General features: G+C 52.2%; 16 protein-coding genes. 3 read left to right on the forward strand and 13 right to left on the reverse strand.

Translation table 11 applies throughout. The annotated features are described in order from the left end of the window. Positions 1 to 116: 116 nt before the first annotated feature. From lepB to aceA, 5 genes are all read right to left on the reverse strand, one after another. On the reverse strand, positions 117 to 671 hold the full coding sequence (gene lepB, locus B9L19_RS15155) for a signal peptidase I (RefSeq protein WP_047752163.1): 555 nt from the start codon (positions 669 to 671) through the stop codon (positions 117 to 119). Further along, positions 668 to 1,291 carry a TVP38/TMEM64 family protein gene (locus B9L19_RS15160; RefSeq protein ID WP_013146210.1) on the reverse strand — a complete coding sequence of 208 codons (624 nt, stop codon included), beginning with the start codon at positions 1,289 to 1,291 and terminating at the stop codon, positions 668 to 670. Before B9L19_RS15160 ends, lepB begins: the two co-directional genes overlap by 4 nt. A gap of 98 nt (positions 1,292 to 1,389) precedes the next feature. Beyond that, on the reverse strand, positions 1,390 to 1,923 hold the full coding sequence (locus B9L19_RS15165; RefSeq protein ID WP_025950960.1) for a competence protein ComK: 534 nt from the start codon (positions 1,921 to 1,923) through the stop codon (positions 1,390 to 1,392). A gap of 120 nt (positions 1,924 to 2,043) precedes the next feature. After that, on the reverse strand, positions 2,044 to 2,238 hold the full coding sequence (locus B9L19_RS15170) for a hypothetical protein (RefSeq protein ID WP_013146212.1): 195 nt from the start codon (positions 2,236 to 2,238) through the stop codon (positions 2,044 to 2,046). 129 nt (positions 2,239 to 2,367) lie between these two features. Further along, on the reverse strand, positions 2,368 to 3,654 hold the full coding sequence (gene aceA / locus B9L19_RS15175; protein WP_025950959.1) for an isocitrate lyase: 1,287 nt from the start codon (positions 3,652 to 3,654) through the stop codon (positions 2,368 to 2,370). A 194-nt stretch (positions 3,655 to 3,848) separates the two neighbouring features. Between aceA and B9L19_RS15180 the strand changes: the two genes are divergently transcribed. After that, complete coding sequence (locus B9L19_RS15180) at positions 3,849 to 4,439, forward strand: SCO family protein (RefSeq protein ID WP_047752164.1); 591 nt, start codon at positions 3,849 to 3,851, stop codon at positions 4,437 to 4,439. Between the two features lie 63 nt (positions 4,440 to 4,502). On the opposite strand, the gene B9L19_RS15185 is transcribed toward B9L19_RS15180, so the two are convergent. Next, positions 4,503 to 4,808, reverse strand: coding sequence for an AzlD domain-containing protein (locus tag B9L19_RS15185; protein ID WP_025950957.1), 306 nt, complete (start codon positions 4,806 to 4,808; stop codon positions 4,503 to 4,505). Beyond that, positions 4,801 to 5,517, reverse strand: coding sequence for an AzlC family ABC transporter permease (locus B9L19_RS15190; RefSeq protein ID WP_047752165.1), 717 nt, complete (start codon positions 5,515 to 5,517; stop codon positions 4,801 to 4,803). Before B9L19_RS15190 ends, B9L19_RS15185 begins: the two co-directional genes overlap by 8 nt. 186 nt (positions 5,518 to 5,703) lie before the next feature. Here B9L19_RS15190 and dat point away from each other — a divergent pair, with 186 nt between their 5' ends. After that, positions 5,704 to 6,567 (forward strand): D-amino-acid transaminase, encoded by an 864-nt coding sequence (gene dat / locus B9L19_RS15195; RefSeq protein WP_025950955.1) that lies wholly within the window; start codon positions 5,704 to 5,706, stop codon positions 6,565 to 6,567. A gap of 56 nt (positions 6,568 to 6,623) precedes the next feature. On the opposite strand, the gene B9L19_RS15200 is transcribed toward dat, so the two are convergent. The 5 genes from B9L19_RS15200 to B9L19_RS15220 all read right to left on the reverse strand — a co-directional run bounded on the left by B9L19_RS15200 (position 6,624) and on the right by B9L19_RS15220 (position 12,069). Beyond that, complete coding sequence (locus B9L19_RS15200) at positions 6,624 to 7,421, reverse strand: ABC transporter ATP-binding protein (RefSeq protein ID WP_025950954.1); 798 nt, start codon at positions 7,419 to 7,421, stop codon at positions 6,624 to 6,626. Then, positions 7,387 to 8,379, reverse strand: coding sequence for an ABC transporter permease (locus B9L19_RS15205; RefSeq protein ID WP_033024357.1), 993 nt, complete (start codon positions 8,377 to 8,379; stop codon positions 7,387 to 7,389). The genes B9L19_RS15200 and B9L19_RS15205 overlap by 35 nt, the downstream gene beginning before the upstream one ends. Before the next feature lie 137 nt (positions 8,380 to 8,516). Continuing rightward, positions 8,517 to 9,524 carry an ABC transporter substrate-binding protein gene (locus tag B9L19_RS15210; protein WP_047752166.1) on the reverse strand — a complete coding sequence of 336 codons (1,008 nt, stop codon included), beginning with the start codon at positions 9,522 to 9,524 and terminating at the stop codon, positions 8,517 to 8,519. Positions 9,525 to 9,651: 127 nt separating this feature from the next. Next, a complete protein-coding gene (locus B9L19_RS15215; RefSeq protein WP_089113978.1) occupies positions 9,652 to 11,196 on the reverse strand; it encodes a fatty acid--CoA ligase family protein in 1,545 nt (514 codons plus the stop codon). A gap of 138 nt (positions 11,197 to 11,334) precedes the next feature. Beyond that, on the reverse strand, positions 11,335 to 12,069 hold the full coding sequence (locus tag B9L19_RS15220) for an MBL fold metallo-hydrolase (protein WP_025950951.1): 735 nt from the start codon (positions 12,067 to 12,069) through the stop codon (positions 11,335 to 11,337). Between the two features lie 151 nt (positions 12,070 to 12,220). Between B9L19_RS15220 and yhfH the strand changes: the two genes are divergently transcribed. Then, the gene (gene yhfH / locus B9L19_RS15225; RefSeq protein ID WP_075261415.1) at positions 12,221 to 12,358 is read left to right on the forward strand and encodes a protein YhfH; all 138 of its coding nucleotides are present in this window, start codon (positions 12,221 to 12,223) and stop codon (positions 12,356 to 12,358) included. Here yhfH and B9L19_RS19610 read toward each other — a convergent pair. Then, positions 12,346 to 12,474 (reverse strand): hypothetical protein, encoded by a 129-nt coding sequence (locus B9L19_RS19610; protein WP_256363758.1) that lies wholly within the window; start codon positions 12,472 to 12,474, stop codon positions 12,346 to 12,348. The two genes, yhfH and B9L19_RS19610, sit on opposite strands and share 13 nt — an antisense overlap. Between the last annotated feature and the right edge of the window lie 115 nt (positions 12,475 to 12,589).

Below are 12,589 nucleotides of genomic sequence, written 5' to 3' on the forward strand. Positions count from 1 at the left end.
AGCCGACATGTCAGCGACTGTCGGACGACTGAACAACCTCGCTTCGAAGGATCCATTTATTGGTCTCTGAAGCTTCACTTCGTTATAGAAGCGGAAGACTTCTTTCGAGATTAAGGTTAAAATTGAAAGGCGAACTGTTTAAACGGCCAGTAGCGAAAGTCCACCTTGCCGACAATTTGGTTGATTTTGACAAACCCAAAATGGCGGCTGTCCCAGCTGCTAAGCCGGTTGTCGCCAAGAACGAAAATGCAGCCGGGAGGCACCCGTGTTTTCCCGGTCACCTCCTCAAGCGTAAAATCCCCGGTCAGCCTGCCGTCAAGCAGCTTTTGCTTATAAGGGCGCAAATACGGTTCGTCAACTTTTTTTCCGTTGACATACAAGATGTCATTTTTGTACGCGATCCGATCGCCAGGCAGGCCGATCACCCGCTTGACGTAATCTTCCTTTTTGTTGGCGTGAAAAACGATAATGTCGAACCGGCGAATAGGCCCGATGTCGTAGGAAAGCTTATTGACGATCAACAAATTGCCGCTCTCTAGCGTCGGCATCATCGATTTTCCTTCCACCACGTAATTGCTGAACACGAACAACCGAAGCGTGGCGACAACGCAAACGGCAACAAACCATGGCCATCGGCGGCCTCGTTTTTCTTTTTCCTTTTGCTTTGTCACTCCCCGCCCTCCTCGCCGCCTTGTTCTTCCGTCAACGAAAATCGCGCTTCCACCCGTTTTCCGGCGTACCAAAGCAACAAAACGACTGCGGCGATCATCGCCGTGCGCAGCGGCTGACGGATGAGCGCCTTCAAGTCATAGCCGATAAAACTGATGGTAAACACCATGATCATCTTTCCTAGCAGCACCGCCAATACAAACTGCTGGCGGCTGATGCGCGACAGTCCGGCAACAATATTGACAAGCGCCGATGGGGTGAACGGAAAGCAATACAACAAAAACAGCGGACCAAATCCGTGTCGCTCAATCCAATGCATAAACTGCCGCACTTTCGGGTGGCGGCGGACAAAGTGAAAAAAACGCTTCTGCCCCACTTTCCGCGTCAGCCAAAACACGATGAGCGAGCCAAGTGAAGCGCCTAGCCAAGAGATCAGAAACCCTTTCCATAGTCCGAACGCCGCTGCGTTCGCCATCACGAAGACGAACATGGGCAAAATGGGAAAAAACGACTCAAGCAACGTCGCTGCGATGCCGGGAAGCACGCCGAAAGAGCGGTATTGTTCGAGCAGGGAAAGGATGCTGTCGAGCGTGAACCATTGTTTGATTGTTTCCATATCCATGTCTATTCCCCATTCATATGCCGTTTATATCTTTATTTTACACGTCCGGACGCCTAATTTGAACTCATCTGAAAAACCATTTTTATCAATTTGTTCAGCTAACTCTTTTTTTCTTGCTGCATGCGAAATATGTATTGGAGTTTGCGCTCCCTCGCTTCCATCCGCTCGGATAATTTCGTTCGAAGTTGAGCCGTTCGGTATAACTGGTTGATGAACGATTTGCAGGAAACATCGAGGGATATGCTTTTTCCGTTGCGGAAATAAACGATGGTCCGCTCATATTTGGCAGGCTCATACCGATAGACGTGCATGTGCGAGAGCCAAACGCAGCGGGAGTCACGCGGAGAAGCGGTTGGAAATACGTAAATTTCATTGGCCGGTTCAATGGCGATCGGCGCTTTATGGGTGATGCCAATGACGGCTTTTGTTCCTTCTTTTCTCCCTTGAAAGCTGCTTCCATAGTAATCGCAACTATGTTTAATAATGTCCATCGGCGTTTGTTTGATGATATATTCGCCGTCCTCCTCAATGACTTTCGCATACACATCGCTGTTTAAAAAGTATGGGAGAATCGCCATCGTATAACGGCTTACGATGAATTGCTCCAAGACAATGAATTCATTGACTTTCATCCGTTCGTCTCCTCTCTTAATCAACTCACCCACTACTCCTATCATACCATCAGCAGTTATATTTTTCTATATTTTGCAAAAAATCTATTAAAAAAACCCATGACAATCGTCATGGGTGTTCTAAGAGTTTTCAAACGTTTGACCGATTTCTTTGGACGCTAAATATTCATTCGCCTGTTCCAACGCGGTATGCTCGCCGACCGAGTCGCCAGCATACGTCTCTTCATCCATCAACCATTGCTCAACATGAAGATCCGTACTGACGCGAAACTCAGCGGGCATCAGCTCCGGCAGATCGCCTTGATTCTTTTCCATCACATCGCCTCCTTGTACTCCATAGGATGCGTCATTTTTTTCCTTATTATGCGATGGAAGCAAGGAGGCCCTTCGTCTCAAACAAAAAACGCCCGGCCAAGCCGGGCGTCTCTTTGCTGGTGATCGGCATTAGATGGCTGTAAACTGTTCTTCTTCGGTCGATCCTTTCAAAGCGACGGTTGACGATTGGCCGCCGGAGATCACTTGGGCGACTTCGTCGAAATAGCCCGTGCCGACTTCACGCTGATGGCGCGTCGCCGTGTATCCGTACTTCTCGGCGGCAAATTCGGCTTGCTGCAGCTCGGCGTACGCCGCCATGCCGCGTTCTTTGTAGCCGCGCGCCAGTTCGAACATGCTGTAGTTGAGCGCATGGAAGCCAGCCAAAGTGACAAATTGGAACTTGTATCCCATTTTGCCGAGCTCTTGCTGGAATTTGGCGATCGTTTCATCGTCCAATTTTTTCTTCCAGTTGAACGACGGCGAGCAGTTGTACGCCAGCAGCTTGCCTGGGAACTTCTCATGAATGGCTTCGGCAAACCGGCGCGCCTCATCCAAGTTCGGCTCGCTCGTCTCACACCAAATGAGGTCGGCATACGGCGCATAGGCAAGCCCGCGGGCGATCGCTTGATCCAAACCGGCTCTTGTGCGATAGAATCCTTCCGGTGTCCGTTCTCCGGTGATAAACGCTTGATCGCGCGGGTCGATGTCGCTTGTGATCAAGTCAGCAGCGTTCGCGTCGGTGCGTGCAATGAGCACCGTCGGAACCCCCATGACATCGGCGGCAAGCCTTGCCGCAATCAAGTTGCGAATCGCCGTTTGCGTCGGCAAAAGCACTTTGCCGCCTAAATGGCCGCATTTTTTCTCCGATGACAGCTGGTCTTCAAAATGGACGCCAGCCGCTCCGGCTTCAATCATTGCCTTCATGAGCTCAAAGACGTTCAGTTGGCCGCCGAACCCCGCCTCAGCGTCAGCGACGATCGGCACAAAGTAGTCCACGTCCCCGCTGCCTTCTAAGTATTGAATTTGATCCGCGCGCTGCAACGCTTGATTGATTCGCTTGACGACATGCGGAACGCTGTTGGACGGATACAGGCTTTGGTCCGGATACATCTGTCCGGCGAGGTTGGCGTCGGCGGCCACTTGCCAGCCGCTTAAATAAATCGCCTTCAAGCCGGCTTTTACTTGCTGCACTGCCTGATTTCCGGTCAGCGCGCCAAGGGCGGCGACGTAATCTTCTGTATGAAGCAGCTTCCACAGTTTTTCCGCTCCGCGTCGAGCGAGCGTATGCTCGATATCCAGCGAGCCGCGCAGTTTAATGACATCCTCGGCGCTGTACGGACGGACGATCCCTTTCCAGCGCTCCTCATTTTTCCAACTTTCTTCTAATTGCCGGACACGTTCAGCAAATGACGCCATTTTTCCTTCCCCCATCTCTCTATTGTTATATTACATATTTTTGTTTACGTTTTTATTATATAACAGAAAGGCAAAAACGCAAGACTTTTTTTGAAACTTTTTTCAATTAGGAAAATAGTCGCATAATGTTCATAAACATAGCGATTTTTCCATTGACCTTTTTGGTATGATCTACTGTAGAGGAGTGATGAACGGTGAAAAAATGGTATATGTTAGCGGCCTTACTCATCATCATCGGCGTTGGCGCCGGCATCCTGTACTTTGCTGTCTACCAGCCATCGACGATGCGGCTTCCAAATGACGTGACGATGGAAACGGCATGGGGAAAACCGTACGCGTTTGGCGACCTTCCGCCGAAAGTACGGCTCGTTGAATTTATGTATACAAGTTGCCCGGATATTTGTCCGAATACAACGATGCAAATGGCGAAGCTGCGGGATCGGCTGAAAAAAGCCGGTGTGTTCGGAAGCAAAGTCGAATTCATCACGATCACGATCGATCCGGCGCGCGATACGAACGAAAAGCTGCAAACATATGCCCATACGTTTGGAGTCACGAGCGACGGACAAGGTTGGATGTTTTTGCGCGGCAGTGAAGCGGACACGAAAAAAGTAGCGAACGCCTTCCACTTTCAATACCGCGACCCGGGCAGCGGCATGATCGTGCATACGACGCTCGCTTATTTGCTCGACCGCAACGGACGCGTCGTTGAGCAAATTGGCATGGGGGCATCTCGATTTCATGTCGATGAGGTATATAAGGCGATTATGGAGGAATTGTCATAACCACACAGCGGGTTTGCATACCTATGGCAAAAGGAAAAGAGGAAGCGATGTCCGCTTCCCTTTTTAAACAAATAACGAATACAAGCTGAGCGCCGCAACCGCCGCAAGCACGACGATCATGACGTTGGCCCCAAGCCAAGCTGTAATGACGGCCGCCGCAAAACCGATGACACCGAACGAAAGATCATCTTGGATGAAAAAAACGTCAGGAATAATGAGCGCCCCAAGCACCGCATACGGCACATTTTTCAGCACTCCTTGCCAAAACGACGGCAGCTCGACGCCGCCGAGCAACAAAAACGGCAACAAGCGCGGCAAATACGTCACGATTCCCATGCCGATGATCATCCATACGATCGCGCTATTCATCGTCGTTTCCTCCTTCCTTCATCAGCCATTGCACGATGATAGCCGACAACAATGTAGCCAATACGATCGACCAGCCTTTCGACAAGTGAAAGGCAAACGTGCCGATCGAGTTGAATAAAGCCGACAGCCCCGCCAGCCAGACGATTTTCCGCTGCTTTTTCAACGCTGGAACGAGCAGGCCGATAAACATGGCATACAAGGCAATGGACATACTTTCTTGCAAACTTTCCGGTAAACCGGCCCCAGCGGCATAACCAATGCCCGAGTTGACGACCCAGCTGCCATACGCCATGGCAATGAGCCCAAACATATATGAGGCGTTGATTGTTCCTTCTTTCATCGCCGCCACCGAAAACGTCTCATCGGTAATGCCAAAGGCGTACAGCGCTTTTTTCCAAAGTGCGTCCGGCCCAGCCTTTTCATTAAGGGACGCCGACATTAAAAAATGGCGAATGTTCAATACGAATGTCGTCAACACAATTTCAAACACTCCGGTGCCCGCCGAAAGCAAACTTAACGCGATATATTGCGAGGCGCCGGCGAAGACGACGATGCTCATGAGCACGGTCTCGGCGAACGTCAGTCCGGTTGTCTTGGCGAGCAGCCCAAACGCCAGCGCGATCGGCATGTAGCCGATGGCAATCGTTGCTCCTGCTTGCACCCCTTGGCGAAACGGCGCCATCTTGCCGGCTGCCCATGTCGTTTCCATTCACTCATCCCCCCATTCGACTAGATTGATAACTTTATTGTCTAAAAATTCCCCTCATTTCGCAACCCGAACGTCCATCCATTGTTTCTGCTCACGCCAAACACGAGACAAACGCAGAGAGAGGCCAATCTATGATATAATCAAACTGATTCATGATTGACGGCAACAGAAAAGGAGTGCACGTCCATGTCAGTGAAACCGTATGTATTAACCGACCGCGGCATTTTCCGTTATGAACAAGTCACGTACCCGATGGAAGAGCGCGGTTTGCAATTCGGCGATGGGGTCTACGAAGTCGTCCGTTTATATAGCGGGATATACGTTTGGCTTCACGAGCATCTTGACCGGCTGTACCGTTCAGCGACCGCCATTCGCCTATCCGTTCCGTTTGGCTGCGAAGAGCTCATCGAACAGCTTGAGGAGCTTCGCCGCCTCAACGATGTGCAGGAAGATGCGATTTTGTATTTGCAAATGACGCGCGGCAGCTTCCCGCGCAACCATGCGTTTCCGGCGGAAAACCGGCCGAACTTGTACGCCTACATCCAGCCGATGGCGCGGAAAACCGAGGAAATGACACATGGGGTGCGCACGATTTTGACGAAAGATGTCCGCTGGGAATACTGTTACATTAAAAGCTTGAACTTATTGCCCAACGTATTGGCGAAACAAGAAGCGGTTGAGCGCGGAGCGTTTGAAGCGATTTTGCATCGCGACGGCGTCGTAACCGAAGGCAGCTCGTCAAACATTTTCCTTGTCAAAAATGAAACGGTGTACACCCATCCGGCCACCGCACGGATTTTAAACGGCATCGTCCGCACGAAAGTGAAGCAGTTTTGCGCTGAGCTTGGCATTCCATTTGTCGAAGAAGCGTTTTCCACCAACGACCTTAGGGAGGCGGACGAACTGTTTTTAACGAGCACGACGTCAGCGATTATCCCGATTATTCAAGTCGACGAAACGGTGATCCGAAGCGGCGCGCCGGGGGCGGTGACGAAGGCGCTGCAAGCCGCCTACCGACAAGCGACGCAGCGAGAAACCCAAAATATCTGACCGGCCGGCCGAACAGAAGAGGTGTCCCCCAGCCAAAGAAGGACACCTCATTTCCTTTATGAGCTGAGCACGGCGCGGTCGCTCGCAAACTGGCTGCCGCGGATGCGTTGGAATGCCTCAAGCAGCCGCTCGACCGTCAGCTCTTCTTTCTCCTTTCCTTCTGCGGCAAAAATGATTTGCCCGCCATCCATCATGATCAACCGGTTGCCAAGGCGAATCGCCTGCTCCATGTTGTGCGTCACCATGAGCGTCGTCAGGCGGTGCTGCTCAACCATTTGCTTCGTCAACTCCGTGACCAACTCCGCCCGCGCCGGATCAAGGGCGGCGGTATGTTCATCGAGCAACAGCACATCCGGTTTTGTAAACGTCGCCATCAACAGGGAAAGCGCCTGCCGCTCCCCACCGGAAAGAAGCCCGACTTTGGCGGCGAGCCGGTCTTCAAGCCCTAAATGAAGCGTTCGCAGCGTCTCCCGAAACCACTCGCGCTTTTGCTTCGTGACGCCAAGGCTTAACGTGCGCCGCTTTGTCCGGTTGTAGGCGAGCGCCAAATTTTCCTCAATCGTCATATGCGGGGCGGTGCCGGCCATCGGGTCTTGAAAGACGCGGCCGATGTAGCGGGCGCGCGCATGCTCCTTGAGCGCAGTTACATCGCGGCCGTTGATCCACACTTCGCCGGTATCAGGAGACAGCCGTCCGGAAATGATGTTCATGAGCGTGGACTTGCCGGCGCCGTTGCTGCCGATGACGGTGACGAAATCGCCGGGGGCAAGCGTCAGATCAATGCCGCGCAAAGCGATTTTCTCGTCAGCCGTTCCTTCGTTAAACACTTTTGTAATTCGTTTCAGCTCCAGCAACGGTTTCCCCCCTCTCCAACTGCCGCACCCTCCGCTTTTTCCGCTGCCGTTCTTTTTGCGCCGCCAACGTGTTGGGCACGACGAGCGCCATCATCACAATGAGCGCAGTAATCAATTTCACATCGCCCGTCTCCAAAAACTCGACGCGCAACGCAAGCGCCAAAATGAGGCGATAGACGATGGCGCCACCGATGACCGCCCACGTCGCGCGTGCGACCGAACGGGCGCCAAACAAAGCCTCCCCGATGATGACGGAAGCGAGCCCAATAACGATCATCCCGATTCCCATCCCGACGTCGCTGAATCCGCCGTACTGGGCGACGAGCGCTCCGGAAAGCGCCACAAGTGCGTTCGACAGCCCAAGGCCAAACACGATCAACCAATCGGTGTTGGCAGAAAAGCTCGCCACCATCGGCTTGTTGTCTCCAGTTGCCCGCAAGGCGATCCCCACTTCTGTTTTCAACAGCCAATCCAACAGTCCTTTGACCATTAGCGCGACAATCGCCATTGACACAAGCACCGCCCATGTCCGCGGCGCAAAGCCGGTGAAGGAAACGAGCTGGTTGAACGCCGCATCCAATCCGGCTTGCCGCCAAACAGCGGTGATGTTGGTGATGACCGTTTCCTGCTGCAAGAGCGGAACGTTCGATTTGCCCATAATGCGCAAATTGATCGAATACAAAGCGATCATCATTAAAATGCCGGATAACAGTGGATTGATTTTCCCTTTCGTATGCAAAAGCCCGGTCAACACCCCGGCGGCAAAGCCGGCCAACAGCGCCGCGGCTGAGGCGGCAAACGGGTTGGCTCCATTGACAATGAGCACGGCGGCGACGGACGCGCCGGTGACGAAGCTGCCGTCAACCGTCAGATCGGGAAAATCCAAAATGCGAAACGATAGATAGACGCCGAGCGCCATCACGGCGTAAATCAAGCCGGCTTCGACGGAACTGAACATCGCTGTCCACACAGCTTTTCACCTACCTTTTCGGAAACACACCGAAGGCGCATGTGACACGTTGAGTGCCAAAACGCACTTTCCCTACTTTTTTGGCCCTCTCCTTCTATCGAAGGAGGGACGGCCGCTTAGGCCGCTTATTCAATATATTCCGCAATGGAATCCCATTCTGGATTGAGCTTGATGCCCATTTCTTGCGCTGCTTTTTTGTTGATGACAAGCTTCAATTTTTGTGGATATTGCACCGGCAAATCGGCTGGCTTTTTGCCGTCTTGCAAAATTTGCGCCGCCATTTCCCCCGCTTCGTAGCCGATGTCATAATAGTCAAACCCGTACGCCGCAAAACCGCCGCGCTTGACGGAATCGAGTTCACCGACAAAAAGCGGAATGTCGTGCTCATTCGCCACTTGAATGACGGATTCAAGCGCCGAGACGACCGTATTGTCGGTGATGATGTACAGACAATCGACTTTGCCGACGAGCGACTCGGTCGCCTGCTTCACCTCTGCTGATGTCGATACTGACGCCGGAACAACTTTCAAGTCCGTTCCTTGCATCGCTTTTTTCACCTGCTCGATTTGAGCGACGGAGTTTTGTTCGCCGGCGTTATATACCATGCCGACACGGTTGCCTTTGATATATTTGTCAATAAACTGCACCGTTTTCGGGATCGCATCCGGGTGCGTATCGGTCGTCCCCGTCACATTGCCGCCCGGTTTTTCCATTGATTGAACAAGTTGCGCGCCGACTGGGTCGGTCACCGAAGTGAACACGATCGGAATGTCTTTTGTCGCATTGAGCGCCGCCTGCGCGCTTGGCGTTGAGTTGGCAAAAATCAAGTCGACGCCTTCCGAAACAAAATTATTGGCGATCGTTTGGTTGTTGCTTTGGTCGCCTTGGGCGATTTGCACGTCATACTCAACGGACAGCCCTTTGTCTTTTAACGCCTGCTGGAATCCTTTGCGCGCCGCATCGAGCGATGGATGCTCGACAATTTGCGTCACGCCGATTTTGTACGTCTTTTCTTTTCCACTCTGTCCGCCGCTTCCCTGGCTGCTTCCCGTCTCTTTCGCACCGCCGCAGCCTCCAAGCAACAAAAAGCTGGCCGCACACACCGCGGCGAACTGCCGAATCGATTGACCCACGATCCCATCCCCCTATGTAGAAAAGTTTATTCCTTTTAAACTTTTATGTGTTAAATTATATAAATTTCTCTACTTGTTTTCAATATACTATTCAAAAAAAAGAAAAGGCGCTGAAAATTCAGCACCATCAAGCATGGGAAGACACGAGCCGCTCTTTTAACACTCTTCGCAAAATTTTCCCTGTCGCATTTTTCGGCAGCTCGTCCAAAAAGTCAATCGCGCTCGGCACTTTATATTTTGCCAACCGCTCACGGCAGTAAGCAATGAGCTCTTCCTCCGTCAATTCCGGATTTTTCGCGACGACATACGCCCGCACGGCCTCTCCGTAGTCTGGATCCGGCACGCCGATCACCGCAGCTTCCACGACATCTGGATGGCTGTACAGCACTTCTTCGACTTCGCGCGGATACACGTTGTAGCCGCCGACGATAATCATCTCTTTCTTTCGGTCGACGATATAGAAATAACCGTCCTCGTCCATGCGCGCCAAATCGCCGGTGTGCAGCCAGCCGTCGCGCAAGGCGGCCGCCGTTTCTTCCGGCATTTTGTAGTACCCTTTCATGACGTTCGGCCCCCGGACGACAAGCTCGCCAACCTCACCGATGGGCACTTCTTCTCCATATTCGTTTACGACTTTATTTTCAACATTCTTAATGCTTGTTCCAATCGAGCCGGGTTTGCGCGGCCGGTCGAGAGGATTGAAGCAGGTGACAGGGGATGCCTCCGAAAGCCCGTACCCTTCCGAGATGATGACATTGAACTTTTTCTCAAAGTTTTCAAGCAAGGCGACCGGCATCGAAGCGCCGCCTGAGATGCAGAGGCGGAGCGTCCGCAAATCGTCCGCACATCCACCTTCATATTGATAAAGGAAATTGTACATCGTCGGCACGCCGGCAAAAATCGTCGCTTTTTCCTCGCGGGCCAGCTGGAACAACTTCGATGGGCTGAACTTTGGCATGATGAGCACCGTTCCGCCGTTCATCAGCGGGGCATTGAGCGCCACGGTCAAGCAAAAGACATGAAACATCGGCAAGGCGGCGATGACACGATCGTTTTCATTGATGCCTAAATAATCAGCCGTATCTTGCGCATTGCTGTATATGTTTTGATGAGTGAGCATCGCCCCTTTCGGCTTGCCGGTCGTCCCCGATGTGTACAAAATGACGGCGACATCGTCATCACCCAGTTCAGGTCCGGTAAAGTCTGGGCTGCCGTCCGCCAACAATTCTGCAAACGGTTTCATCCCTTCCGACAGGGTAACGCCCTTCTCCTTCCCTTCTGGCGTTTCACAAACGATCGCATGCTCGAGCAGCGGAAGCCGCTTTTTCGCCTCCACCAACAACGGAGCAAGCAAGTCAAGGCCGATCACCGCCTTGACGTCGCCGTTGTGCAAAATATAAGAAAGTTCCTCGGGCGTGTAGATGGGATTAATCGGAATGACGGTCGCCCCAAGCCGCAGCGCCCCGTACAAGCCGATGACAAACTGCGGCGAATTGCCAAGCAACAAGGCAATATGGTCGCCTTGGCGAATGCCAAGCTTCGCCAATCCGTCGGCAAATCGGGAAATGGCTTCATCCAATTGTTGATACGTGCATCGCTCTTTCCTAAACACATACGCTTCTTTGTCCGGCAACTGCTTCGCGATTTGCGCCAACCGCGCCGTGACGTTCATATACGCTCCTCCCCCCAAAAATGAATGAATGACCATTCATTTTATAAGTAAAAAAATTCGAACTATATCCATTATAAAAAAAAGAACAGCAAAGGGCAAGAGAAAGCGTTTCCTTTGCTGTTCTCCCCTGTTTTTGGCCTATTGCCCCCATGTGAGGCCAGTGCGGGCAAGGCGGATGACACCGCGGAACGTCCGGCCAGCCTCCTCAACCAGCTGCTCGTGCCGGCCAACGTGCGGCAAATGCGTCAACCATAATTCTCCGACACGTGCTCCCTCCGCGATGGCCGCCGCCTCCTCGCTCGTCATATGCCCAGCCGGCGCCGCGTTTTGCCCAGCGTAAAAGTTGCACTCGCAAATGAGCAAGTCGGCTCCTTTGGCAAACGGAAGAAACTCCGGTATATAGCTTGAATCGGCTGTATAAACAACTGTCTTGCCGCCGGCCGTAATGCGCATCGCGTAGCATGGCACCGGATGGACTGTTTTCATAAATGTGATCGAAAACGGTCCAACAGCCAGCGTCCCATTCGGGTCATAGGCCATTCCTTCCGTAATGCCGCTGTGCGTCAAGCGGGAAAACGCCGCCTCGTCTTCCATATGGCCGTAAATCGGCAAGATAGGAAGGTCAGCGCCCAAATTTTTATGAATGAGACGCGCGTATTGGAGCGGGCCGATGTCGGCGATATGGTCGTAATGGTAATGGGAGATGATGACCGCATCTAAGTTTTCCACAGCCGTATAGTTTTGCAGCTTGGCAAGCGCCCCGCTGCCGCAATCAACGAGCAGGCAAAATCCGTCATGCTCGAACAAATACGCCGATGTCGCTTCATTGGCGGCAGGGAATCCTCCCCAATAGCCGATGACCGTCACTTTCATTTTCGGTTCTCTCCTTCTATTCGTTTTGTCTTCATCATACACAACCGCGCCTATTTTTTCATCTTTGTTGATTTTTGTTTTAAAACACATATTGACATTTTGGTTTGTGTTATAATACAATAAAGTCACCAAGACAACGGAGGGGATCGGAATGTTGATGAAAGTGTTAGAATTTTTCAGAAACTTGCCACCTAAAAAATGCACGCACTGCGGCAAAGAGATTGACGAGCAGCATGAATGCTACGGCAACGCGTGCTCTGATTGCCTTGGCGCCGCTTACCGCCAATAGGTAAGCGGAATACCTTCTTGCGTCACGACGTCGGCTGCCCCGCCGGCGCTTGGCTGTTCCCTAATGCAGCCTGCCTTTTCTTTTGACTGCCTCTGGTTGAGAGGCAGTTTTTTCATTTTCGGTCGTCCCCCTCATCGCCCCATGTTTGAACAGCCGCCACCCGCCCCAATCACAGCAATGGTTATTCTCTCATTGATTCCCGGTTGATGGTTTGATTCATGTGAAAAGAAG

Source organism: Geobacillus thermocatenulatus, from assembly GCF_002217655.1.
Lineage (GTDB): Bacteria > Bacillota > Bacilli > Bacillales > Anoxybacillaceae > Geobacillus > Geobacillus thermocatenulatus.